Origin of the sequence: Streptomyces sp. NBC_01116 (genome assembly GCF_041435495.1) — a bacterium.
Lineage (GTDB): Bacteria > Actinomycetota > Actinomycetes > Streptomycetales > Streptomycetaceae > Streptomyces.
Genome location: NZ_CP108644.1, coordinates 5,670,239 through 5,694,113, shown reverse-complemented (window position 1 = coordinate 5,694,113; position 23,875 = coordinate 5,670,239). Strand labels below are relative to the sequence as shown.

The window sequence follows — 23,875 nt, the reverse complement described above, 5'->3', positions numbered from 1 at the left end:
CACCACCACCAGAAAGACATGTCGCGATGACCCACACCCCTGCTTCGGACCAGAAGACCCCCGTCCCGTTCCCCGAGGGATTCCTCTGGGGCGCGTCCACGGCCGCCCACCAGATCGAGGGCAACAACACCGACTGCGACTGGTGGGTCAAGGAGCACGCCGCCGGCACCCACATCGCGGAGCCGAGCCTGGACGCGTGCGACAGCTACCACCGCTGGCCCGAGGACATGGACCTGCTGGCCTCCCTCGGCTTCACCGACTACCGCTTCTCCATCGAGTGGGCCCGCATCGAGCCGGTCGAAGGCCGCTTCTCCCGCGCCCAGCTCGCCCACTACCGGCGGATGGTGGAGGGCGCGATCGAGCGCGGCCTGCGCCCGATGGTGACCCTGCACCACTTCACCGTCCCGCAGTGGTTCGAGGCGCGCGGCGGCTGGACGGCCGAGGGCGCGGTGGAGCTGTTCGCGCGGTACGTGGCGGCCTGCGCCCCCGTCATCTCCGAGGGCGTCAGCCACGTCTGCACGATCAACGAGCCGAACATGATCGCCGTGATGGCGGGCCAGGCCAAGCGCGGCGACAACAGCTTCCCGCCCGCCGGCCTGCCCACCCCCGACGACGAGACGACCGCCGCCGTCATCGCCGCCCACCACGCGGCCGTCAAGGAGGTCCGGGCCCTGGACGCGGGCATCCAGGTCGGCTGGACCATCGCCAACCAGGTCTACCAGGCCCTCCCCGGCGCGGAGGACGTCACCGCCGCCTACCGCCACCCGCGCGAGGACGTCTTCATCGAGGCGGCGCGCGGCGACGACTGGATCGGCGTGCAGTCCTACACCCGTACGCGGATCGGCCCCGACGGACCGATCCCGGCGGCCGACGACGTCGAGCGGACGCTGACGTCGTGGGAGTACTACCCGACGGCGGTCGGCGAGGCGCTGCGCCACACGGCCGCCGTGGTGGGCGACGTCCCGCTGATCGTCACGGAGAACGGCATCGCCACCGCCGACGACAGCCGCCGCGTCGACTACTACGCGGGCGCGCTGGACGAGGTCGCCTCCGCGCTGGCCGACGGCATCGACATCCGGGGCTACCTGGCGTGGAGCGCCCTGGACAACTACGAATGGGGCACGTACAAGGCCACGTTCGGATTGATCGCCATCGACTGGGAGACCTTCGAGCGCACCCCGCGCGACTCGGCGAAGTGGCTGGGCTCGCTCGGCCGCACCCGCGAACTCCCGCGCACGGCAGCCTGACGCACCCCCGGGGCTGCCCCTCCATACGGGGAGCCACCTGACGGCTTCCTCGGGTGGGCCGGGGGCCGGCGGATCCTGACGACCGCCGGCCCCCGGCACCAACCCCCTCACTCCCGGCCCGACTTCACGTATGCCCGGCGCGCCCGCACGGTCTCGCGTCCCCCGCGCGACGCCACGTACGCCCGCACGGTCTCGCGTCCCCCGCGCGACGCCACGTACGCCCGCACAGTCTCGCGTCCCCCGCGCGACGCCACGTACGCCCGCGCGACGTCACACGCGCCCGCACGACCTCGCATTCCCCCGCACGGCCGAACACCACGACTTGCCCTTCCCCTCCCCCTTCTGCCACCAGGAGCCGGAACGATGGACCGTCGCACGTTTCTCACCGCCGCAGGGACCGGGGCCGCGGCCCTGTCACTCGGAGCCGTAACCGCCCCGGCGGCTGTCGCCGCCCCCGCCGACCCACGCCTTCTGAAGACCTGGTTCCGCGACACGTACCGCTCGATCGAGGCGATGACGACCGACTTCGGCCTCGTCACCGACAAGATCGACCTCAGTGGCCCCGGAGCCCCCGTCCAGTCCGCCCAGACCTCGCCGACCAACATCGGATGCGGCCTGTGGTCGACGGTCGCCGCCGCGGGCCTCGGCGTGATCCGCGAGAGCGCGATGATCCGGGCCCTGACCCGCACGGTCGCCGCCGTCGAGAAGCTGGAGCGCCATCACGGCTTCTGGCTCAACTGGTACGACGCACACGACGGTTCGGTACTCACCCAGTGGCCGGGCACCGGCGATCCGGTCCGCCCGTTCCTGTCCTCCGTCGACAACGCCTGGCTGGTGACGGGCCTGCGGATAGCCGCCGACGCCGCGCCCTCGCTGCGCCCGCGCATCCACCGCATCCTGGACACGGCGGACTGGTCGTACTTCTACACCCCCTACGACCCCGCCGACCCGGTCGCGGGCCCAGGCCAGCTGCGCGGCGGTGTCTGGACCGACACGGACGAGCCGACCCCGCACCACTACGGAGCGCTCAACACCGAGCCCCGCATGGCCAGTTACCTCGGTATCGCGGACGGCTCCCTCCCGGGCGACCACTACTGGCACCTGCTGCGGACGATGCTGCCGGAGCACGAGCAGGAGCAGAAGCCGGGCGGCGGGTACGTCACCGTCGACGGCGTGCGCGTCTGGAACGGGCACTACACCCACCGCGGCCGCAAGGTGGTCCCCACCTGGGGCGGCTCGATGTTCGAGGCGCTGATGGTGCCGCTGTTCGTGCCGGAGCAGCAGTGGTCGCCGCGCGCGTGGGGCGTGACCCACCACCGCTACGTGCGCGGCCAGATCGACCACGGCCTGCGGGAGGCGGAGTACGGCTACTGGGGCTTCTCCCCCTCCAACGTCCCCGAGGACGGCTACCAGGAGTACGGGGTCGACGCGCTCGGCATGGCGGTCGACGGCTACGCCTCCAACACCGACCGCACGCACACCACGGACGGCGAACCCCTGCCGCCGCCCTCGGCGTTCACCAACGGCGTCGTCACCCCGCACGCCTCCTTCCTGGCGCTGCCGTACGCGGGCCGGGAGGCGGTCGCCAACCTGCGGGCGCTGGAACGGGACTTCGGCGCGTACGAGGACGGGCTCGGCTTCCGGGACTCGGTGAACGTGTCCACGGGCCGGGTCAGCGACTTCATGCTCGCCCTGGACCAGGGAATGATCGTCGCGGCCCTCGCCCAGGAGCTGCGGCCCGGCCTGCTCCAGCAGCCGTTCCGCACGGGCGGCTTCCGGTCCCGGGTGCGGCCGCTGCTGGAGCGGGAGCGGTTCTCGGTCTGAGACCGCAGATGGGCCGGGGCGCGCCACCGGAACCGTCCCGCGCCCCGGGAACCGTCCCGCGCCTAGGGAACCGTCCCGCGCCTCGGGTGGCGTGCCCGGCGACGCGGCGGCCACGGCTGTCCAGGGCCTCGGCACAGTCGGCCGCCGCCGTCCGATTCGTGGCGGGACGGCAAGAGCCCGCGCGGCGCGGCCAGGGCGAACGGCCGGAAGATTCGTCTGCCCGCCGAGGCCCTGCCGCCCGGTCCGCCGCCTCAACGGCCGGATCGGACGGGATTCAACCGCGGACCCGGGGGCACGCTGAACTGCATGAGATGTGGGGGAAGAACCGTCGCTACGACGCACCTTCCCACAACCGGGGAAAGGGAAGGCCGCGATGCGGGACATTCTTCTTTCGGCCGGAAATCGACCCGATGGGCCGTCCTGGTCCCCCTACCTGGCCGTGGGCATTTTCATCGTGTTCGGGATCATCATCGCTCTCCTGTACCTGCGCAATCGTGCGAAGTAGGGGCATCGGGCCGCAGAAAGGGGCTGGGGTGAGCGGGCCGGAGCCGCACGTCGGATGGACGGTGGAACAGCGCGCAGCCGTCAAGCGGTATCTGCAGTTCGGCGCCGTATTCGCCTTCGCGGGTGTCGTTCTTTCCGTTTTCCTGATCGCTTCCGGAAACAGCGGAGGGTGGGGACTGCTCCTACTCCTCGGATGCATCTCCATCACCGGCTACTTCTTCGTCCAAAGAGGGAAGAACGGCCCTGCTTGACAGCCGGGTCCGGCGGGATACGCCCAGAAAGGGTCCGCGTGTGACCAACGAGAAGGCAACGATCAGCAAGGTGTTCGGGATCTTCATCCTGGCCATGACTGCGGTCATGGTGATATCGGTCGTCGTCATGCTGGCCAGTGGCGCGAAGCTCGTTCCGGTGATGGCCGCTCCCGTTGTTTCCCTGATCATCGGCGTGCTGATGTACAGGTCCGGGAGGAGGAGGTCCGCGTAGGCCGTCGGCCTCCGCGGACGGGAAAGGTGCGACGAGAGCCGGCCGGACAGGGACCGCGGATCCGGCCGTCCCTCGGACCGGTGACGTTCCCCGGATCGCCTGACAGGTGTTCCACCGCCGTCGCCATACTCCTCGGGTGTTGATGAGAACCCCGCGGGGTGCGCGCCTTCGAGAAGTCGGATGGACCCGTGGGCCAGGCTCACGTTACGCAGGACCCTCCACAGCCATGGAGCTCCCGTCGTCACCATGGACTTCGACGCGGACGGCAGTCGGCTGGTGACCGGGGACATGGACGGAACCGTTCGGATCTGGGACAGGTGAGCTTCGCTCCGTGAAGCTACGGCCGTGAGAAATATCCGAGGGGCGCAGGGAGGCGGGGAGCAGGTGACTGCCCGCGCCGTCGAGGCGGCGATGGCATTCACTGAATGCCTTTGCAGCGCTGCTTCTCCAGGGTGAGGATGGCCTTGGCGATGGACGTCGTGCGATGGGGCCGCACCGCGCTCTTCGGAAGGTCCGCCATTCAACGGGACGCCCGTGCTGTCGGATTGAGGCGCCGAACGCCTCCCGCGACGTCTCGTGTCTCTCGTGCGTTGTGGCCGACCGGTGAGAGGTAGAGCATGACCTATCAGGTGACGACGGATCTGGATACGGGCGTGGACATCGATGGTGTCGGTGCGTGGGACGAGCGGCTGGGGTGGGCGTACGGGCTGATAGCCGGCGACCCGGCTGTACGCGCTGCGGCGCTCGTCCGCCTGGCTGAAGCCCGGAGGAACACCCGGGATGCCCTGGATCGGAACGGCAGGACGTGGCGACGGAGGTATTCGCCGAGGCGGAAAGCGGCGAGGAGGAACTACGAGGAGATCCGCACGTATGCGCTGCCCGACGCGTTGTGGGACCGGCCGACCGGTCCCGACATCGTCACGTGGGCGGAGCTCTCCTACGCACTGCTCTTCCTGGAGTGGGAGGCGAGATATCCGCAGGAGTGGACACGACACGCCAAGGCATGGGGAACGAAGCAGGACCTCATCCGAGACGTGGCTGTCGCCCACCACGAGGAGACGGTCAGGACCAAGCTCGCCGACCTGATCGAGATCGTCGTCCAGCGGCCTTACCGGTGCAAGGACCGCGAGTACGTGCGCGCGGCCAGGGCTGTGGACGGTGAGGACCTGCGCACCAGGCTGAAGACGGCCGCCCGTTCGGACAATCCATGGGCGCAGCGCCATGCCGGATACGTCCTCTGGCTCCTGGACCACCCCGAAGTGCCGAACACGCGTCACGTCTGGCGCACCTGGCTGGCGGCGGCATCCGGGGAGCCCCCGAACCGGCGCAAGGTGAACTGAGCACGGGCCCAGGCCCGGGCACCCGCCGAACGCGGGATCGCACGGCTGAGGACCTGGCACATCTTCCGCCGGTCGTCCCGTGTAGGCCCCAACCGCACGACGTCGACCGCCGCAGCAGCAGCCCTGACGCTGGAGAGGCGGCGCTGAAAAGGCTCGGTGAACCTTTCGCGGCCTTGTGGCGTCGAAGGTGCGGCAGGCCGCAAGGTGCGGCAGCTGAGGGGGGTCAGTTCATGACGGGCAAGCAGACGGTCGGTCGGACGGCGCGCGGAAGGCTCGCGCGGTCCGTGAGCGTACGGATGGCGCTCGCGGCGACGGCCCTGATCATGTCCACATCCTGTGCCGGGGCGGGCACCACGCAAGGTGGTGCGGGCGGTTCCTGCGCGGCGCTGCTCACGTACGAGGGTCACACCTATTTCGGCCACGCGCTCCATCCCCATGACGAAGACGACGGCGACGGCGTCAGGGCGGGCAGACGGCTGGGCACAGGAGTCGTCCCTGGATGTGACGACACTCCCAACGAAGGTGTCCGGAAGCCGACGTCGGAGCCGGTAACCGTGTACGCGATCGAGGGTGTGGACCCTGTCCACGCCGTGACCGTGGACCATCCGGCCGGCGGAACCCTCTACATCGAGGAGGCGTCGAAGAAGACCCTGCCGGAGCTACGGAAACTGATCGAGGCCCAGGACCTGGACGCGGCCACCACGTGAGGCGCGTCCGCGGGCGGAGTGCTCTCCAGCCATGAGTAGCGGGTGTGGGTGGGTCCCGTCCCGCAGGCACCCACCGAGGGCGGGTGGTTCCGGCCGAGCCTGATCCCGACGGTCGCCCGGCTTCCGGCGACACGGCGACGGCCTCGGCCCACGGCCCGGGCCGTCGCCCGCGGGATCCTCCTTCCGGGCCGGTCCGCGACGACGGCGCATCACACACCGTCGCGTCGCCGTGCGAGATGCGGGCGCCCCTGAGCGAGGACTGCGTCCACCGCCGCGAGCGTCGGGTCGACGATGTCCCAGCCGTGGGCGGAGGGATGGCCGACGAACAGCCCGCACGCGTCCTCACCCCGGGGGTCGATCGCGCCGCAATAGGCCAGCTCCGCCAAGACCGCCAGGTCGCCGCTCCAGCGGGCCCAGACAGCGGTGTGGTTCGCGTCGTCGTCCCACAGCGCCGTCGTGTGGTCGCCTTCGTGGCCGGCGGCCAGCTCGCAGAAGAGGTATCCGGCCTCCGGGAGACTGCCGCCGGGCGCGGCGAGCCTGATCAGGAACTCCGGGGGTGGCAGCAGGGCCACAGCGGTGCACCGGTTCATGCGGTGGAGAACCTCCGGTCGCCGTCAGGGCGCGTCGGTGTCGGGTACGTCAGGGGCATCGGGCGCACCGAGGGCGTCGCCCTCGGAGACGAGTCGCCGGACCTCGCTGTGGACGTGTTCGGCGATGAGGTCACCGAGCGGGTCGGTCACGGAGAAGGAGTGCGGCCCGGGGTGGTGGTCGAAGAACGCGCACGTGGTGACCGTGCGGGTCGCCAACTCGCGGAGCACGGCGGGGCACAGCCGCAGCGTGTCGAGCCGGTGGACGCGGTGGGCGCCGGTCCCCGACCAGAGGAACCACAGGTCCCGGTCGTCCGGCACGTCCGCCGTCCACAGGTGCACCGCGTGCTCGGCCGTCTCGTCGTGGTCGGCCAGCTCGCACAGGACGAAGTCCTCCGCCTCCACGACGTCGGGCGGGTGCTCGGGCCCGCCCTCCATGGTGGCGAGCGCCAGCAGCGTTTCCGCATAGGGGACTTGGGCCACGGCGGTGCATTGCAGCACGAGGTCAGGCCCCTTCCGCTTCCGTACGGGGCGGATACGGGTGGTCCGCCGAGGCCGCCGCCACCCACCCGCACAGATCGACGGGCCACGCGCCGAGGGTGACCCCCAGCCCCACGAAGGGGTCGACCACGGTGAGCAGGGCGGGGCGCCCGGATTCCAGTGCGCTCATGGCGTGGTCCTGGCTGCCGTGGTCGCCCGCCCACGCCCGGAGTGCCTCGGGGGCGTCGGAACCGTGGAAGGTCACCGGCCGGACGTCTCGCGCACCGAGCCACGGAGCACCCCGGGCCGGATCGCGCCCGTGCCCGTCCGCCAGGCGCAGGGCCTGCCGCCGGAGCCAGCGGAGGACGAGCCGACGGTTCGGCAGTGCGACTCCGCCGATCGGGAGAGCCCTGCCGCCGACCGTCACCGTGACGGCCGCGACGTAGTCCAGCACCCTCACACGGCCCGGGCCCGGAGAGGCCGGCCTCACAGCACTTCTCCCCGGCTGCGGGCGTTGAGCCGCGCGGTACGGGCCCGAAGCTGCTCCATGAGCAACGCGGGCCGCACGTAGCGCGGTTCGACCTCCCACTCACGCCCACCACCGACCGGCCGGAGGGACCAGTACGGACCGGCGACGCCCCGGAACTCCGCAACACCGTCTCCACGGCTTATGTCCACCATGAACGCACCCACGACAGGCAGTAACGGCTCCCTATCCACCTGGCCCTCTTTCCAGCTCGTGACCGACCGGCCACTCCAGGTAATCGCGTGAGCGCGCCTGGCGGTAATGTTGGGAGGCGAGCAAGGATTAAGAGCGTTAAGCGCTCGACGCCGCCGCACAGGGGGAGTTGACGGAAGCTTGGGTACCGGCCGGCCGAACACGAGCCTTGATCGACTGTTCCGCGAGACAGGGTGGACGCTCAGACAGTGTGCGCAAGCGGTCAACCGAATCGGAACTGAACGCGGAACTCCTCAGCAGTACCGCGCTCCTTCCGTGCATCAATGGTTAAGCGGGAGCGTTCCGCGCGAGAATGCCCGGTCACTGATCCTGGAAGCCTTCGCTCGTAAGCTCGGGCGGCCCGTCACTTCGTCCGAGGCCGGCTTCCCCGTGCCGAAGGCCGAGCGCGGGACGGAGATAGCGCCGTTCAGCACGGTGGACGGAGTCATCGACCTCGGAAGGCTGGACATGGATCCTTCCCGGCGCAGCGTGCTGGGAGTCGCCCTGTTCTCCGTAGCTCTCACCGTGCCGGACTGGCCGGACGTGGTGGGACGAATGGAAGCCGCGCAGCTGGGCGTTCGATCGCGCCTCGGTATGTCAGACGTACACACGGTAACGGCGATGACCGAGCAACTGTCCTCGATGGACGACCAGTTCGGCGGGCGCACCGCCAGGCCGCTCGCAGCCACGTTCCTCGTGAACACCGTTGCGCCCTTTCTCCGGACAAGCGGCCACGAGGACGTACGCAGGGCGATGATGTCGGCGGCGTCGGACCTCTGCTACCTCACGGGATACATGGCGGTCGACGAGGGACTCCACGGCCTCGCGCAGCGCTACTACCTCAAGGCCCTGGAGCTTGCCGGAGCGTCCGAGGATCATCTGACGTTCTGCACCACGCTCCGTGGAATGAGCGTGCAAGCGGTGGATCTGCGACAAGGGCCGGTGGCCATGCGTCTCGCTGATGCCGCCGCGGCATCATCCCCCAAGGCAGGCCCCCGTATGCGTGCCTTCCTCACGGGCCAGCAGGCGCATGCTGCGGCACAGACCGGTGATCGCCGCTCGGCTCTGATGTATTTGCAGGAAGCCGAATTCGCCATGGACAAAGCGGAGGCACGTGGGAAGGTTTTCGGCTCCTACGATCCGGCGTCCTTGAGCTACCACACCAGCCAGGTACGGTTCGAAATGGGCGACGTACACGGTGCCGTCGCGGCCATGGAGGAATCGGACCGCCTGCGGTACGGCATTTACCGTCGTACGCGCGTCAAGGAGCGGGCCATCCTCGCCGAGCGCCAACTGGCGACGGGGCATCTGGAAGCGGCCTGCAAGACGTGGGGGCTGGCGCTGGACGACTATCCGCTGGTGAATTCGGGTCGCATCGACAAGCGCATGGTGGACATGTTCCATCTCATCGCTCCCCATCTCAAGAACCACGACGCACAGGCTCTTTACCAGCGTGCCCGGGGCACCGTCCGCCCTGAACTGATCCCGGCGTGAGGACGTCGGCGAGGAGCGGCTGCGGGCTGAAACGTGCGGTGGCTTCGACACCACCGTCTGACCGCCGCCGCTGCCACCGCTCCGGCTACGCCTCACCGTGCCTGCGCGGTGAGGCGTCCTCATCCCGCGCCCGCCTCCCGCGAGCAAAGCGGTTGCGCTCGTCGGCTTCCGGTCGTCAGGCTGCGATGGTGATCGGAACGGACATCGAACTCCCCGTCGCGGACGGAGTCCTCTCGGGTGTGGACTTCGGTGGCCACGGTGAGGGGGTGCTGCTGGTCCACGGCAGCGGACAGAACGCCGTCGCCTGGGCGGATGTGGCCTCCCGGCTGGTGAGCGAGTGTCATCCGGTCGCCATCGACCTGCGGGGCCACGGGCAGACCCGGCTCGACTCCACCGGACCCGAGCAGTACTGGCGGGACCTCGGTGGCGTCGTCGCCACGCTGGGCTGGGAGCACCCCGTGCTGGTGGGCCACTCCACCGGCGGGTACGCGGTGACGGCTGCCACTGCCGCGGGCCTCGTGGAACCGGCCGCCCTCTGCGTCGTGGACGGCGTGGTGCTCAATGACCGTAACGCGTCACTCGCCGAACACGCCGCCGCGCGGACCACCGAGGCGGCGGACCGTTTGCGGGCGATGTTCCGCTACGGCTGGGAAGCGGACGACGACCGGATGCGTGCCTACGTCGAGCAGTGCGTGCGGGAGGCCGGAGGGGACTGGCTCAACGCCGGAGCACGGCACGAACTCGTCGAGGAGGTCACGCGGCGCTCCTTCCTGCGCCGCGGCCACCAGTGGGTACGGCGACCGGCCATCGAGGAAATCGTGGCTGTCACCGCTGTGGAGCCCGGCGCGGAGGTCTTCCCCAGCGTCGAGGTGTACGAACGCCTCACCTGTCCGCTGACGATCGTGCTGGCCGAGCAGGGTTTCCACGCCTCGCGACGCGACGACGTGCGTGCCGTCGTCGATGCCGCCCCCGGCCGCCGGCTGACCGACATCAGCTCGAACCACAACATCCCCATGACCCGGCCTGCCGACCTCGCCGCGATCATTCTCGACCTGGTGCGAGAGCGAGCTGCGGCATCGGCCGAGAACGTCGGTTGATCCCCGTCCCACCCCTCGAAGGAGTTGCTGTGGCCGTAAGCGAGATGCCCATCGCGGACAAGGGCGCCGGGCCGTACGGCATCACAGCCGGACCTGACGGCGCACTGTGGCTCACCTTCGCGCACAGCGGCCGCATCGCGCGCCTCACCCTGGACGGCGAACTCCACGAGTACCCCCTGGAACCGCCCTGGTGCCGCCCTACGGTCATCGCCCCCGGGCCCGACGGAGCACTGTGGTTCACCCGGTCCCAGGACCACCGGATCGGCCGCATCACCGTCGACGGTGAAACGGAGTCCTTCCCCGTACCCACGCCCGACAGCGGGCCCTTCGGGATCACCGCCGGTCCGGACGGTGCGATGTGGTTCACGGAGATGAACACCGACCGTATCGGTCGCATCACCAGCCGGGGAGAGATCACCGAGTTCGCCCTTCCCTGTACGGGCGCCTATCCCTCGGCGATCACCGCGGGTCCTGACGGGGCCCTGTGGTTCACCCTCAACCAGGCGAACGCGATCGGCCGCATCACCGTCCATGGAGACATCGTCATCCACTCGCTCCCCACCCCGGGCGCCGCGCCCGTGGGCATCACCAGCGACGGCGCCGCCTTGTGGTTCGTCGAGATCGCGGCGGGCCAGATCGGCAGGATCTCGGTGGCCGGCGCGGTCGAGGAGTTCCCGCTCCCCGACCGCACGGCCAAACCCCACGCCATCGTCGCGGCCTCCACCGGTGACTGCTGGTTCACCGAATGGGGAGCCAACAGCGTGGGCCGCATCACCGGGAGCGGCAAGGTCACCGAGTACGGCCTGCCGTCGCCGTCGTCCGAGCCGCACGGCATCGCCCTGGGTCCCGACGGCGCCCTGTGGGCGGCCCTCGAAACGGGAGGGGTCGCGCGGCTCGAACCGTAGCCCCAGGACGGTGGACTGCCGCCACTGCGAAGCTCCGGAGCTCCGCATCCATGCTGCGAGCAAGCGCCCGGGCGTCCGTGTGCCGGCGCCGCGCCACGCGAGTCGCCGACGCGCCCCTCCCGCACCACGGGCCCCGGCGCCTCTGATGGACTCACCTCATGACGGCCCAACTCCCCCGCGTCCTGCGCGCACTCGACCGGTTCCACGCCGCCCACCCGTGGGATCACAACGCCCACTACCACCGGTGGATCCTGCGCCGGCTCCCCGGACGCTCCGCCCGCGCCCTGGACGTCGGATCGGGCAGTGGCGACCTCGCCCGGCTGCTGGCCTCCCGGGCAGACGCGGTGCACGGCATCGACGCCGACCCCGCCATCGTCGATCGCGCGCGGGAGCGCACAGCTCCCGGGGTTCCGGTGACCTTCTCCGTCGGGGACGCGCTGGAGGAGGTTCCGTCCGGGCCCTACGACGTCATCACCTGCGTCGCGACCCTCCACCACCTGCCGTTGAGCGAAGCGCTCACGCACTTCCGCCGACGCCTGGCTCCCGGGGGAACCCTGATCGTCGTCGGCCTCTACCGCCCGCGGTCCCGGAGCGACTACCTGATCGACGCCGTCGCCATTGGGCCGAACATCGCCATGGCCTGGATCAAGAACAAGGGCCGCAGAGCACCGCGCCCCGTCGCCATGACCGCGCCGACCCGACCGGCGACCACGGCCTTCCCGGACATCGTTCGCGACGCCCGCCGCGTGCTGCCCGGCGCGCGGCTGCGCCGACGGCTGTTCTGGCGCTACACCTTGGTCTGGAAGCAGGGCCTGTCCCCTGCGGAGTGAAGCTCGCCTCGCCTCCGGGCCGCTCCCAACCTCTGCGGGCCGCCAGGCCGTGTTTCACGTACCGGGTGCGTCCTGGGCGGAGAGTTCCACGGCCAGTTCCATACAACGCAGGCGGGCCGGGGAGAAGTCGTAGGGCATCTTGCCGATGGCGTCCAACACGCTCATGGAGTCGGCCTCCCGCCCCCCGGAGCCGGGATCGGCTCCCTCCTCGCCGCCGCCGTCGTCGGCGGTGTCCGGGTGCGCGGCCTCCCAGGCGTCGAAGAGGGCCTCGTCCTCCTCGTCCAGGCCGGACTCCTCGATGAAGGCGTGCAGGGCGTTCTCGAAGGCGTACCGCTCGGCGGCCACTTGGGCCACCCGCGGATCATCGACGGCCACGGTGTCGTCGAGTGCCTCCTCGGCGTCGTCGACGCGGTCGGATTCCCGCCGCAGGGTGGGATGCGTGGCCAGGGCGATGAAGCGGGTGGCCTGGACCGCCGCACCGAGGGGGCCGAAGATCCGCTCGGTGACCAGCAGGGTGTCCAGGTCCGCCTGGCGCAGGGAGCCCTCGGGCAGGGTCTTGAGGCGGCCGGTGACGAGGTCGGAGAGCAGGCCCATCCGGCTGCCTTCGGTGCGCATCCGCCGCACGGCGGCCCGCTGCCGCCGCAGCTCCGCCTCCTGCCCGGCGAGGGTTTCCTCCAACCGCTCCAGGACGCCCGCGATGGCTTCCCCGCTGTCGGCACCGGCGGAGTCCGTGCCGGTCGCGAAGGCGTCGCGGATGTCGTCCAGGGCGATCCCGGCCTCGGCCGTCCTGCGGATCCACAGCAGGCGGATCATGTTTTCGTAGCCGTAACGGCGGCGGCCGTCGCCGCCCCGCTCGGGCTCGGGGAGCAGGCCGATCTCGTGGTAGTGGCGAATCGCCCGCGGAGTGCTGCCGGCGAAGGCCGCCGCGTCACCGATCTTGATCCGGCGGGGCGGCACGAAGGACGAATGCATGAGCAGGGGCCTTTTCTCCAGGAACCGGGACCGGGGCGTAGGACCACCGGACCACATGCCGCTACGGAAGGTGCAACCGCGGCCCCCGCACAGCGCCCCGTGCCGATGCCGGGCGGAGAGCGCCTCGCCCGGGTCGTCCTCGTCCCGGCCCCTGCCGTGATCGCGGCTCAGCTCCGCCTCTGCCCGGTTCCGCTCCCTCTGTTTCCCCTTGTCGGTTCTCGGCCTGATCCGACGCGGTATCCGGCCGGAGTGCCGCGGTCCTGGGCGCACGCACCACCGGTGACCTAGCGTGTTGATCATCGCCATGGTGGCTACGTGTGGTCACGAGGCCACGAGGTACGGGCGCGGGCGCGGGGCACGAAGGAGCTTGATGGTGACGGAGACCGATTGGCGACGGCGGTCCGTGGTCGTGACGGGCGCGACGCGGGGTATCGGGCGGGGCATCGCGGAACTGTTCGCCCGTCGTGGTGCCGCCGTCGTCGTCACGGGGCGGGACGAGGAGGCCGCCCGCGCCGTGGCGGACGGACTCGCACGGACCACCGGGTCCCGGGTTGCCGGTCTGGGCGTGGATCTCCGGGACCCGAGCGCGATCGAGGCGATGGCCCACGAGGCCGAGGCACGCCACGGGCATGTGGACGTGGTGTGCGCGAACGCCGGGATCTTTCCCGAGAAGTCCCTCAGGGAGATGACGGCCGCGGATGTGGACGAGGTCCTCGCCGTCAATCTGCGGGGCTCGATCCTGACGACGAAGGCGTTCCTGCCGGCCATGGACCGCTCGGGACACGGACGCGTGGTGCTCACCTCCTCGATCACCGGGCCGACCACGGGTTACCGCGGGTGGTCCCACTACGGGGCGAGCAAGGCGGGCCAGCTGGGGTTCCTCCGGAGCGCCGCCCTGGAACTGGCCCCGGCGGGCATCACGGTCAACGCCGTCCTGCCCGGGAACGTCCGCACCGAGGGGCTGAGCGACCTGGGCGAGGACTACCTGCGCCGCATGGCCGCCACGATCCCGGCGGGCCGGCTCGGCGAGACCTCCGACATCGCCCACGCCGTGCTCTTCCTCGCGTCCGACGAGGCCTCGTTCGTCACCGGTCAGACGCTCGTCGTCGACGGCGGCCAGACCCTGCCCGAGTCGCTGGACTCCTTCGTCCCGCTCACCTGAGACCGGCCGCCCGGCGGCGTGACACTCATCGGCGCTTCGCCCCCGGCCCGATCCGCCGGCCCCCGCGCGGAGTCCGGGCGGCAGTAGCGCTGGATCAGCGCCGCGTGCCGGGGGAAGCGGGTGGTCAGGTCGTCGGGGTCCCCGAGCGTCATGTCCGCGTAGTCGAAGCCGGGTGCCACTGCCTCGCTGATCAGGGCGTGGTCCCCGCAGTCGAGGGAGGTCGCCTTCCACACGCCGCCGGGAACGGCGAGGGTCAGCGCCTGCCCCTGGCGCGGGTCCTGGCCGAGGAGCAACGACTCCGCACGGCCGTCCGGGTGGATCAGGTGGTAGGTGAGGGGAGCACCGGAGTGGTGGAAGTGGAGGATGTCCGACCGGTTGAGGTGCCAATACCCGATGGGCGACTCCTCGGTGAGCAGGTAGTGGATGGAGGTGAGCAGAAGGCGTTCGCCTCGCGGGGTCGGCACCGGCGGACGGCGGTCCGCCTGGAAGGTACGCCGGAAGTACCCGCCCTCCACGTGCGGTTCAAGTTCCAGAGCGTCGATCCATTGCCGTGCGGTGAGCACCCGGTCCTCCCAGGGGGTGACGCGGCCCTGCGGGGCCGCGGAGTTCGCGGAACGAGCGGGTTGTTCCCCGGACCGTGGGGTACGCACACGCACGTACGGGCAAAGACGTCGGCCACGCCGGGAGACCCGTGCGCTACGGGTGGTAGAGGCCCCGGGCGCGCACCGGGTCGACGGGCCCGCGCCCGTCCTCCCCGATGTCCAGGTGGTACGTCACCTGCCACTTCCGGGTGGCGCGCGCCTGTCGGCCGGTCGTGACCGCGCCGGGCGGGTAGACGCGGAAGCGGCGCTTCCCGCCCACACCGTTACGGGACACGATGCCGCGCTCGCACAGGACGTCGAGCGGGAACACGAACTGGCCGGAGCGGCCCTCGTCGCGGCTGCCGATGACGACGAGGTCGAACCCGTCGTCGGCGTCGTACGGCCGGATCGGACCCTCCGCGGACCGCTGCCACAGGGTGACGAACTGACCGGCCTCGGCCGGGGTGGTCCTGGCCGCGCGAAAGGCGACCACCCGCCCGTCGAGCGTGAACCGGTGAGCCGCGTAGTCGGCGCTCTCCGGTTCGGGCACCGGCTGCGAGCAGGTGAAGCCACCCGGGTCGTACACCGACGGCTTCGCTGCCCGCAGCTCATCGTGGAGCCCTGCCCACGGTCGATTTATCGCCATACTCCCATCCTGTCACTCCATCAGGAGGCCGGACCCTTGGCAGCATGTTGACATGACCTTGACACCTTCGGTCCCGCGCCCGACGCTCGGATTCCCCCCATGGACAGCTTGACGACAATGAGGTGTAGCCCCCATGCGATCACGCCCCATCGGATTCCTCCTCTCGGCCCTCGCCGGCGCGGCCCTCGCGTTCGGCGGCACCACGGCCGCCTCCGCGATCCCGTCCACGACCTCCACCCCCGGATCCGCGTCGGCCGGTGACGTCGGTACGGCCGACGCCTGTTACACCTGGAGCGGCACGCTCCGGGAAGGCTCCAGCGGCGAAGCCGTACGCCAGCTCCAGATCCGGGTCGCCGGCTACCCGGGCACCGGCAACCAGATCGCCATCGACGGGGCGTTCGGCCCGGCCACGAAGGCGGCCGTGTCGCGCTTCCAGGCCGCGTACGGGCTGGCCGCCGACGGCATCGCGGGCCCCGCGACCTTCGGCAAGATCTACCAGTTGCAGGACGACGACTGCACCCCGGTCAACTTCACCTACGCCGAGCTGAACCGCTGCAACTCCGACTGGTCCGGGGGCAAGGTCGGCGCCGCCACCGCCCGCGCCAACGCCCTGGTCACCATGTGGAAGCTCCAGGCCATGCGGCACGCCATGGGTGACCGGCCCATGACCGTCAACGGCGGCTTCCGCAGCGTGTCCTGCAACAGCGCCGTCGGCGGCGCCGCCAACAGCCGCCACATGTACGGCCACGCGGCCGACCTCGGCGCGGGATCCCAGGGCTTCTGCGCCCTCGCCCAGGCGGCGCGCAACCACGGCTTCACCGAGATCCTCGGCCCGGGCTACCCGGGCCACAACGACCACACCCACGTCGCCGGCGGCAGCGGCCGCTTCTGGTCCGCGCCCAGCTGCGGCATCTGAGGCCGGGCCGTCCCACGGAACTCGGGGGCCTCCGGTCAGCGGACCGGAGGCCCTCGGTGCGTCTTCAGCCGTGCGTCTTCAGCGGGGCGTTTTCATCGGCGCGTCTTCATCGGTGCGACCGCGCCGGTACACCCGGTTCACTCGCGGTTCAGGAGGACGGTGCGTCCAGGTTCGGCTTCCGCCTCACCTCGGCCACGGACACGCTCTCGTCCTCGGGGGCGCCGAAGGGTTCCGCGATCACGCCTGTTCCGGTGCCGATGACCTCCACTGCCAGGCAGGAGCCCATGAACCGGAGGTCCACGCGGGCGCGCGGGTCGCCGCCGAGGTCGGGCATCTTGTGGATGCGGTCGGTGGGGTATCCGGCGGCGACCACGGTCTGCTGAAGTGTGCTGTAGGCGGTGTGCGGCTTTCCGGCCGCTTCGGTGGTCAGGCGCTCGGCGTGCTTGGCGGCGGCGCACTTCTCGATTCCGCCGAGTTCGGCTTCCCGGGGCGGGCCGGACTGCATGGGTTTGTCGGGCATCTCACCCGACTCATCGACGGGGATGGGTAGGTCGCCGTTCCCGTCAGGTGTCCCCGCGGGCTTGTCGGTGCGGGGGGCTGCACCGCTGGGGATGCCGCCGGGCAGCGTCCCGGGATCCGGTGCGGCGCCGCTGCCGCTGGGGGCGTCGGGGGAGCATGGGCGCGCGAACTTGTCGAGGAGATCGAGGAACTGCTTCTCGGTGGGCTGCCGGGCAAGTGCGGCGGAAACCTGGGAGCCGACCGGGGTGGTGGATGTGGATGAGGCTGTCCGGGTGCCGCAGGCGGTCAGGGCGAGGAGGCCCGCAGCCGCTAAGACCACGGACGCGGTGAAGCGAATCGATGACATGGAGGAATCTTCGCCACCCGCTCACAGGGGGCGCATGAGTGTGCGTACTCAAGGCTTGATCGCGGGGCACAAGCAGCCGTCAACATCCGTCCCGCGGAACCTCGTCGGCACCGCACCACTACTGTCTGCCGGATGGAGTACATGATCCCCCGGGGCAGCTGGCTCGACGACGACATCTTCCGCAAGCTGGTACGCGAGGTCACTCCGCTCCGCTTCGGCTCGTGGAGCCTGTCGGATTTCGAGCACGCCACCTCGGGGCTGGGCTGGGAACTCCGGGATCCCCAGGAGGTCGTGGGCCAGGTCTGGCGCAGATTCGCTCCCCGGAAGGGGCCCTGGGGCGGCTACGGCACGGTGATCGCCGACGCGTCGGCCCCCGATCAGGTGCGCAGACTGAACGTACGCGTCGTCGACCTGCCCGCCGAGGACATAGCCTCCGCCGCCGGCCTCGTCCGCGCCGCCTGGTGGGTCATGGAGGAGGAGCTGGGGCCGCCCACGATGTGGGGAGGCGACTCGGGCCCATGGATGCTGTGGCGGCTCCCCGGTGCCTGCCTCCTCGTGCACACGCACGACGAGGGCGAGGTGAGCCTCGAACTGCTCCCTCCCGACGCGGGCTCCGACGCCGCCGGAGGCGGCTACTCCCATGGCCGCTGGCGCGCCGCCGAGCAGGCAGGGCTGCCGACCGTGCCGGCCGCTTCCGGCGCCACATGGGAGGACGTGGAGAAGCGCCTGTCGGAAACCCTGCGCTCCCTCGGCCACGACACCCCGTTCTTCCCCGGCAGGTTCATCCTGCACCTGGGATCCGCCGACGATCCGCAGCGCTTCGTCCAGTGCTGGAGCCAGGATCCGGGCCTCGTCATCGAAGCCACCGGCCACCTGCACCGGCCGGAAGCGGCCGACCCCGACCGCCTGGCGCGGAACGGCTGGGACTCCTCCCCCTCGGTCCCACAACGCCGCTTCCCCGACACCATGGGTGAACCCGCGCACGCCGCGACGGCCGCCCGCATGCTCGTCGAGGAGCTGCGGCACCTGGGCATCGACCTGGCCGGCCTCTCCTACGACGGCACGATGACCGGTCGCGGGCGCCGCTTCCACCTCGACCTGCCGGACCTGGGAATCCGCCGCGTCCACCACCGTCCCGCCGTCTGAGAACGGTCGCGGTTCCCCGGACACCCCCGCGCGGGGGAACCGCTGCCGGACTCATTGACACCGGGATGCGCCGCTGTCACCGTCTGGTCTGACGACGGCACGCGCGGACCGAATCCCCACCCGGTCCGCCGCACGAACTCCGCACCGCCCTCCGCGCCTTCCTCCTCCCCCTCCCCCCCCATCCCGCGCCCCCTCCCCCGTATCGTCTCCACGCCGTCGTCGATTGGGAGCGCTCCCACAGAAGGGCCGCCACGTATGAGAAGACTCCTGCGCACGCTCGCCGCATCGGCGTTCGCCTGCCTCCTGCTCCCCCTCGGCGCGGGGCAGCAGGCCACCGCCGCCACCGCTCAGGCCGACCCGATCGGCATGACCGACGGGTTCTACACCGACCCGAACTCGACGCCCGCCGCCTGGGCCGCCGCCAACCCCGGCGACGGGCGCGCCGCCGCCATCCGCGACACCATCGCCTCGCGCCCCATGGCCCGGTGGTTCGGCTCCTGGAGCGGGGACATCGGGGCGGCGGTCGGCTCCTACGTGGGCGCCGCCGACGCCGCCGACAGGCTGCCCGTCCTGATCGCGTACAACATCCCCGGCCGCGACGCCTGCGGCGGGCACTCCGGCGGAGGCGCGGGCACCCCGAGCGCGTACCGCGCGTGGATCTCCGCGTTCGCCTCGGCGATCGGCTCCCGGCCCGCGCTGGTGGTCATCGAGCCCGACTCCCTCGGCGACTTCAGCTGCCTGAACCAGGCGCAGATCGACGAGCGCAACGGGATGCTCAAGGACGCGCTCGCCCGGTTCGCCGCCCAGGCGCCCAACACCTGGACCTATCTGGACGCGGGGAACCCGGCCTGGATCGGCGCCGCCACCATGGCGCAGCACCTCGACGGCGCGGGAGCCCGGCAGGCGCACGGCTTCTCGCTGAACATCTCGAACTACTACGGCACCGGGGAGAACTCCGCGTACGGCAACGCCGTCAACGGGTCCCTCTCGGCGTCCTACGGCTATACGAAGCCGTACGTCATCGACACCAGTCGCAACGGGAACGGCTCCGACGGCGCCTGGTGCAACCCGGGCGGGCGCAGGACGGGTGCGGTCGGCCAGACGGGCGGCGGGGCCGAGATGCTGCTCTGGCTGAAGACGCCCGGAGAGTCCGACGGTGACTGCGGAGTCGGCGCCGGCTCGGTGGCCGGGCAGTTCCTGCCGGAGGTCGCGTACAAGATGATCTACGGCTACTGAGGGCCGGTCCGTCCGGCCGGCGGACGGACGGAGGGAGAAGTTCCGGCCAGCCGCAGATGATCGTCCCGGTGGTCGACAGTGCGTCGAATAACGAAGATCCTTCACAGTCGGGGCACATGGACGGCAAGACCTCCACCTCCTGACCCCTCCGGCGCCGACACGGAGCGGCGCGAGCGGCCGGAGACGCCCCTATGACCGTGCATACGTGTCCATATGAGAGCCAACCCCTTTTCGCCTCCTTATGCGGAGAGTCACCCCCGTGTACACATGATCACGGCGGCCCCGAACAGCCCGGGGGACGCCTCAGCCATGTGTATTTGGGGGTACATCCGTCATGCCCGGACCCACCCGCCGTCAGGCCCTCGGGGCCGTCATCGGCGTCGCCGCGGGAGGCGCGCTCGTCGGCGTCACCTCCGCGTCCGCGGACACCGTTCCAGCAGGGACCAGCAGCGAAGGCACCGCACCAGGCGGGGCCGGAGCATCCGGTTCCTTCGACGAGGTCTTCAAGGGCCGCCGCATCCAGGGCACACCCGCCGAGGCCCACGCGAGCGCCCACGCACACGGGCACGCAGGGCACGGCGCCGGCTACCGCGTGCTGATCGACGGCCGTGAACTTCCCGTGATGCAGCACGGCAAGAGCGGCTGGAGCAGCACGATCAACCACTACGAGAGATTCGCGACCCCGCTGGAGGCCGCTCGCACCGCGGTCATCTCGCTCAAGGGCGCCGTCGTCGTTCCGTTCGACCCCATCGCCTGACCCGGGAGCAGCCAGCCATGACCGTACGGAAGAACCAGGCGAACCTCACGGCCCCCGAGAAGAAGGCCTTCGTCGACGCGGTACTGGAGGTCAAACGCCTGGGCATATACGACGAGTTCGTACTCGCCCATCGCACGCGGTTCTCCATAGACATGAACACCGGCGTGTACGTCGGCCACTTCGGGCCGTCGTTCCTGCCGTGGCACCGCAAGTTCCTCATCGACTTCGAGAACGAACTCCAGAAGATCGACGCGTCGGTCTCGATCCCCTACTGGGACTGGACCGCCGACAACACCGTCGGCTCCTCGCTCTGGGCCCCGGACTTCCTCGGCGGCACCGGACGGCCCCTGGACGACCAGGTGATGGACGGGCCCTTCGCGCACTCCGGCGGGAAGTGGACGATCAACGTATCGGTCGACAGCCGCGCCTTCCTCGCCCGCAATCTCGCCTACCGCGTCCCCTCGCTCCCGCCCCGGGCCGACGTCGACGCCGCCCTCGCCATGCCCACCTACGACTCCGCACCCTTCCGTGACGGCTCGACCGGCTTCCGCTCCGCGCTGGAGGGCTCCGCGGGGTACATGAGCATGCACAACCGGGTGCACACCTGGGTCTGGGGCCACATGGAGACGAGCGTCTCCCCGAACGATCCGGTGTTCTGGCTGCACCACGCGTTCGTCGACAAGCTCTGGGCCGACTGGCACGCACTCCACCCGACGAGCGCCGAGTACCTCCCCGCCGGCGGGACGGTCGACGTGATCGACCTGAACGACACCATGCCGCCCTGGCCGAACACGACCCCGCAGAACATGCTGGACCACACGCAGTTCTACACCTACGCCTGATTCGTCGTCACGGAACCGCCCCGGCCCCGCCCGTGACCCGGGCGAGCGGGGCGGTTCCCGCCGGAGGCCGCGCCCGAGGACGATCTGCGGGTGTCGAGGCCGGGAACGGCCGACGGGGGCAGCGTGTCCGTGCTGCCCCCGTCATGCCCCGTCACCTCATTCGGCCCACTCGCTCGCCCGTTCCTTCCCCTCGTCCGTGTAGAGCAGCAGGAAGGCGAAGATGCCCGCCAGGCCCGCCAGGACGCAGACGGCCTCGGCGACGTCCGTACCGAAACCCGTCATCAACCCGGCGGAACCGACAGCGATGGCCACCGTCTGACCCAGGACCACCACGATTCCGCCGATCAGGAACAGCGCGACGAGAACGCGGGAGGCGTTCAGACAGATCCTGTACATCCTCGTACTCCTCATCCGGGAATCCATACGGCACCGAGCACCATCAGCACGCCCATGGCGTAGGAGGGCAGCAGGTAGTAGAGCGTCACCGGAACGAAGATCCGCACCGGATTGATCGAAGCGATACCCGCGGCCACGTACAGCGGAGCCGCGCCCGGAGGCGAGCAGCCCTCGGACGAGGCCCACACGATGATGGCGGCGAAGGCGATGTACGGCGGGACGTCGGCCGCCGTCAGTGCCGCGAAGGCGACCGGCCCGACGGCCGCGAGGGTGGACGTCGTGTTGAGGGGACCCGCGACGACCACCACGATCAGCCCGACGACGAGCGCCGCGACGATCTGCGGTACCCCCTCCAGGCTCTCCAGGTAGGGCGCGAGCTGTTCGCCGATGCCCAGGGTGTTGAGCACGTTGGAGGCGGCGAAGGCCGAGACCATCGTGACGCCGATCAACCCGAGTTTCGGGCTGATCTCCGACAGCAGCGACCACCACGCCCCGGCGCCGCGCGGCAGCGCTCGCCGCTCGACGACCAGTCCGGCGAGCAGCATGACCACCGGGAGCCAGACCAGCAGGGGCACGGCGTCGGAGACGTCCAGTCCTCCCAGCCGGTCGCCGATGAGATCGCTGGTCGGCGACGCCGTCAGCACGATGGGCACCGCGATGGCCGCCAGAACGATCAGCGAGGTCCAGCCGGCCGCGAAGGACCGGCGGAGCGGGTGGATGTCCTCCGCCGCCATCGCGCCCACGCCCCGTCGTTTGACGATGACGTAGGCGATGACCAGCCGCATCGCGACCATCCAGGCACCCACGACGAAGATCGTGCCGACCACGTCCTCCGCCCGCAGGACCGGCAGGACGGTCGGTGCCGCGAGCAGGATGAAGAAGGCGCCGCTGAACGGGAAGGTGGCACCGACGCCCGCGTTGCCGGCGAGGACCAGGGCGGCGGTCTCGCCGCTCGCCCTGGAGCGCTTCATCCAGGGAATGGTGATGGACCCGATGGTGGCCACGATCGCCGCGCCGTTGTGCGCGACGGCGCCGAAGAGTCCGGCGGAAACAGTCGCCGCGTAGGCGGAGCCGCCCTCGCGACGGCCGAACATCGAACTGAGAATGTCGATCATCCGCTGCACGAGCCCCGTTCTCGTCAGCAGTTCGCTGACGAAGACGAATGCCAGGGCAGCGAAGGTGATCTCCGACGTCAGCCCCTCCACGAGGCTCTCCCACACGACGCGCGGCGCTTCGGTGCCGGCGAAGGCGGCGCTGACCAGGAAGCCGATGACCATGGCTTCGCCGATGTTGCGTTTGACCGCCACGTTCCACACGATGATGGCCCCGATGAAGGCGACCAGTGCGAGTATCGCGTTCATCGACAACCCCCCGGGCAGGCGGGGCACGAAGCGGTCGGCCGGTCTTCGGCCGTGTACCGCTCAGTCCTGTCGCGACGCTTCCAGTCCGGTTCTCCGGTAGGCATCTGCCGCCTCCTTCCCGGTGAGGAAGGCGTGCAGCGCACCGGCCCGTCCGCCGGCCCCGGCACCGAGGGCCGCCGAGAGTTCGGTGAAGTGCTGGGCCCCGTCCGGCAGCGGTCCCACCACCTCCGCCTCGGGCACGAACAGCAGCTCGCTCATCTGCTGTACGGCCAGATCGGCGCGGCCGTCGACCACCGCCAGCGCGGTGAAGCCCTTCTCCACGACGGTGGCGCGGGCGTTCACCTCGTCCGCGATCCCGAGGCGCTCCAGCAGCCCGGCGAAGTGGACTCCGCTGGCCCCGGTGCGGGAGTAGGCGACCGAACGGGCCGAGCGGAGCGTGGCGATCAGTGCGTCGACCGTGTCGATGGCGGGTGCCTCGGCACCGGGCGGCATGGCCAGGCCGATGCCGACCCGGGCTACGTCGCGCACCGAGGACGGGTCGATCACCCCGGCCCCGCACAGGGCCGGGAACGCCCCGGTCACTCCGACCATGACCTCCGGCCGGGCGCCCTCCTCGATCCTCCGCAACAACACGTTCGTCGGGTCGTAGACGGTGTCGACGCCCGTTGCGGTCTTCGCGGTGAATGCCGCGAGAACGTCGTCGTCGAGGGCCTTCTTCACCGCCAGGGCGCTGAAGAGCGACACGGTGTGCGGTATGTCCACGGACATCTTCGTCCTTT

Annotated in this window: 28 protein-coding genes and 1 pseudogene; 18 read left to right on the top strand and 11 right to left on the bottom strand. The window is 70.6% G+C overall.

All coding sequences use genetic code 11. The features are described 5' to 3' along the window. Positions 1–26 precede the first annotated feature (26 nt). The 8 genes and pseudogenes from OG245_RS25190 to OG245_RS25155 all read left to right on the top strand — a co-directional run bounded on the left by OG245_RS25190 (position 27) and on the right by OG245_RS25155 (position 6,105). Positions 27–1,247 carry a glycoside hydrolase family 1 protein gene (locus OG245_RS25190; protein ID WP_371625719.1) on the top strand — a complete coding sequence of 407 codons (1,221 nt, stop codon included), beginning with the start codon at positions 27–29 and terminating at the stop codon, positions 1,245–1,247. Positions 1,248–1,610: 363 nt separating this feature from the next. After that, positions 1,611–3,071: a glucoamylase family protein gene (locus tag OG245_RS25185; protein ID WP_371625718.1), complete on the top strand. Its 1,461-nt coding sequence runs from the start codon at positions 1,611–1,613 to the stop codon at positions 3,069–3,071. Positions 3,072–3,604: 533 nt separating this feature from the next. After that, entirely contained in the window at positions 3,605–3,826 is a 222-nt protein-coding gene (locus OG245_RS25180; RefSeq protein WP_371625717.1) for a hypothetical protein, read from the top strand. A 40-nt stretch (positions 3,827–3,866) separates the two neighbouring features. Next, positions 3,867–4,058, top strand: a complete 192-nt coding sequence (locus OG245_RS25175) for a hypothetical protein (RefSeq protein WP_371625716.1) — start codon at positions 3,867–3,869, stop codon at positions 4,056–4,058. Between the two features lie 180 nt (positions 4,059–4,238). Beyond that, positions 4,239–4,379: a WD40 repeat domain-containing protein gene (locus tag OG245_RS25170; RefSeq protein WP_371625715.1), complete on the top strand. Its 141-nt coding sequence runs from the start codon at positions 4,239–4,241 to the stop codon at positions 4,377–4,379. Positions 4,380–4,675: 296 nt separating this feature from the next. Beyond that, positions 4,676–5,398, top strand: coding sequence for a hypothetical protein (locus tag OG245_RS25165; RefSeq protein WP_371625714.1), 723 nt, complete (start codon positions 4,676–4,678; stop codon positions 5,396–5,398). Beyond that, a pseudogene (locus OG245_RS25160) lies at positions 5,399–5,545 on the top strand (IS5/IS1182 family transposase); the annotation flags it as partial. A 137-nt stretch (positions 5,546–5,682) separates the two neighbouring features. After that, entirely contained in the window at positions 5,683–6,105 is a 423-nt protein-coding gene (locus tag OG245_RS25155; RefSeq protein WP_371625713.1) for a DUF6281 family protein, read from the top strand. A 209-nt stretch (positions 6,106–6,314) separates the two neighbouring features. On the opposite strand, the gene OG245_RS25150 is transcribed toward OG245_RS25155, so the two are convergent. The 4 genes from OG245_RS25150 to OG245_RS25135 are packed head-to-tail and all read right to left on the bottom strand — an operon-like array spanning position 6,315 to position 7,853. After that, positions 6,315–6,695 (bottom strand): hypothetical protein, encoded by a 381-nt coding sequence (locus OG245_RS25150; RefSeq protein WP_371625712.1) that lies wholly within the window; start codon positions 6,693–6,695, stop codon positions 6,315–6,317. A 24-nt stretch (positions 6,696–6,719) separates the two neighbouring features. After that, positions 6,720–7,193, bottom strand: coding sequence for a hypothetical protein (locus tag OG245_RS25145; RefSeq protein WP_371625711.1), 474 nt, complete (start codon positions 7,191–7,193; stop codon positions 6,720–6,722). A 4-nt stretch (positions 7,194–7,197) separates the two neighbouring features. Then, on the bottom strand, positions 7,198–7,626 hold the full coding sequence (locus tag OG245_RS25140; protein ID WP_371625710.1) for a hypothetical protein: 429 nt from the start codon (positions 7,624–7,626) through the stop codon (positions 7,198–7,200). A 32-nt stretch (positions 7,627–7,658) separates the two neighbouring features. Then, entirely contained in the window at positions 7,659–7,853 is a 195-nt protein-coding gene (locus tag OG245_RS25135; RefSeq protein WP_371625709.1) for a hypothetical protein, read from the bottom strand. Positions 7,854–8,031: 178 nt separating this feature from the next. Here OG245_RS25135 and OG245_RS25130 point away from each other — a divergent pair, with 178 nt between their 5' ends. The 4 genes from OG245_RS25130 (at position 8,032) to OG245_RS25115 (ending at position 12,216) form a co-directional block, all read left to right on the top strand. Beyond that, a complete protein-coding gene (locus tag OG245_RS25130; RefSeq protein WP_371625708.1) occupies positions 8,032–9,384 on the top strand; it encodes a tetratricopeptide repeat protein in 1,353 nt (450 codons plus the stop codon). A gap of 188 nt (positions 9,385–9,572) precedes the next feature. Continuing rightward, positions 9,573–10,481: an alpha/beta fold hydrolase gene (locus OG245_RS25125; RefSeq protein ID WP_371625707.1), complete on the top strand. Its 909-nt coding sequence runs from the start codon at positions 9,573–9,575 to the stop codon at positions 10,479–10,481. A 29-nt stretch (positions 10,482–10,510) separates the two neighbouring features. Continuing rightward, positions 10,511–11,386: a virginiamycin B lyase gene (locus OG245_RS25120; RefSeq protein WP_371625706.1), complete on the top strand. Its 876-nt coding sequence runs from the start codon at positions 10,511–10,513 to the stop codon at positions 11,384–11,386. 158 nt (positions 11,387–11,544) lie between these two features. Next, on the top strand, positions 11,545–12,216 hold the full coding sequence (locus OG245_RS25115) for a class I SAM-dependent methyltransferase (protein ID WP_371625705.1): 672 nt from the start codon (positions 11,545–11,547) through the stop codon (positions 12,214–12,216). A 54-nt stretch (positions 12,217–12,270) separates the two neighbouring features. Here OG245_RS25115 and OG245_RS25110 read toward each other — a convergent pair whose 3' ends face one another. Further along, entirely contained in the window at positions 12,271–13,188 is a 918-nt protein-coding gene (locus OG245_RS25110; RefSeq protein ID WP_371625704.1) for a MerR family transcriptional regulator, read from the bottom strand. Between the two features lie 370 nt (positions 13,189–13,558). Between OG245_RS25110 and fabG the strand changes: the two genes are divergently transcribed. After that, entirely contained in the window at positions 13,559–14,350 is a 792-nt protein-coding gene (gene fabG, locus OG245_RS25105; RefSeq protein ID WP_371625703.1) for a 3-oxoacyl-ACP reductase FabG, read from the top strand. On the opposite strand, the gene OG245_RS25100 is transcribed toward fabG, so the two are convergent. Together OG245_RS25100 and OG245_RS25095 are read right to left on the bottom strand one after the other, a co-directional pair. After that, complete coding sequence (locus OG245_RS25100; RefSeq protein ID WP_371625702.1) at positions 14,281–14,913, bottom strand: cupin domain-containing protein; 633 nt, start codon at positions 14,911–14,913, stop codon at positions 14,281–14,283. The genes fabG and OG245_RS25100 overlap by 70 nt on opposite strands. Positions 14,914–15,046: 133 nt before the next feature. Next, on the bottom strand, positions 15,047–15,577 hold the full coding sequence (locus tag OG245_RS25095) for a MepB family protein (RefSeq protein WP_371625701.1): 531 nt from the start codon (positions 15,575–15,577) through the stop codon (positions 15,047–15,049). 133 nt (positions 15,578–15,710) lie between these two features. Between OG245_RS25095 and OG245_RS25090 the strand changes: the two genes are divergently transcribed. Then, positions 15,711–16,493, top strand: a complete 783-nt coding sequence (locus tag OG245_RS25090; RefSeq protein WP_371625700.1) for a D-Ala-D-Ala carboxypeptidase family metallohydrolase — start codon at positions 15,711–15,713, stop codon at positions 16,491–16,493. A 148-nt stretch (positions 16,494–16,641) separates the two neighbouring features. On the opposite strand, the gene OG245_RS25085 is transcribed toward OG245_RS25090, so the two are convergent. Then, positions 16,642–17,358, bottom strand: coding sequence for a hypothetical protein (locus tag OG245_RS25085; protein WP_371625699.1), 717 nt, complete (start codon positions 17,356–17,358; stop codon positions 16,642–16,644). A gap of 132 nt (positions 17,359–17,490) precedes the next feature. On the opposite strand from OG245_RS25085, the gene OG245_RS25080 reads away from it, so the two are divergent. From OG245_RS25080 to OG245_RS25065, 4 genes are all read left to right on the top strand, one after another. Continuing rightward, positions 17,491–18,504, top strand: a complete 1,014-nt coding sequence (locus tag OG245_RS25080) for a hypothetical protein (RefSeq protein WP_371625698.1) — start codon at positions 17,491–17,493, stop codon at positions 18,502–18,504. A 255-nt stretch (positions 18,505–18,759) separates the two neighbouring features. Then, positions 18,760–19,740 carry a glycoside hydrolase family 6 protein gene (locus OG245_RS25075; protein ID WP_371625697.1) on the top strand — a complete coding sequence of 327 codons (981 nt, stop codon included), beginning with the start codon at positions 18,760–18,762 and terminating at the stop codon, positions 19,738–19,740. 334 nt (positions 19,741–20,074) lie between these two features. Further along, positions 20,075–20,497, top strand: a complete 423-nt coding sequence (locus tag OG245_RS25070; RefSeq protein ID WP_371625696.1) for a tyrosinase family oxidase copper chaperone — start codon at positions 20,075–20,077, stop codon at positions 20,495–20,497. A 17-nt stretch (positions 20,498–20,514) separates the two neighbouring features. Further along, positions 20,515–21,339, top strand: a complete 825-nt coding sequence (locus OG245_RS25065) for a tyrosinase family protein (RefSeq protein WP_371625695.1) — start codon at positions 20,515–20,517, stop codon at positions 21,337–21,339. Positions 21,340–21,495: 156 nt separating this feature from the next. On the opposite strand, the gene OG245_RS25060 is transcribed toward OG245_RS25065, so the two are convergent. Genes OG245_RS25060 through OG245_RS25050 form a run of 3 tightly spaced genes read right to left on the bottom strand, consistent with a single transcriptional unit; the run spans position 21,496 to position 23,864 of the window. After that, entirely contained in the window at positions 21,496–21,735 is a 240-nt protein-coding gene (locus tag OG245_RS25060; protein WP_371625694.1) for a hypothetical protein, read from the bottom strand. 11 nt (positions 21,736–21,746) lie between these two features. After that, positions 21,747–23,096 carry a TRAP transporter large permease subunit gene (locus OG245_RS25055; RefSeq protein WP_371625693.1) on the bottom strand — a complete coding sequence of 450 codons (1,350 nt, stop codon included), beginning with the start codon at positions 23,094–23,096 and terminating at the stop codon, positions 21,747–21,749. 60 nt (positions 23,097–23,156) lie between these two features. After that, entirely contained in the window at positions 23,157–23,864 is a 708-nt protein-coding gene (locus OG245_RS25050) for a molybdate ABC transporter substrate-binding protein (RefSeq protein ID WP_371625692.1), read from the bottom strand. Between the last annotated feature and the right edge of the window lie 11 nt (positions 23,865–23,875).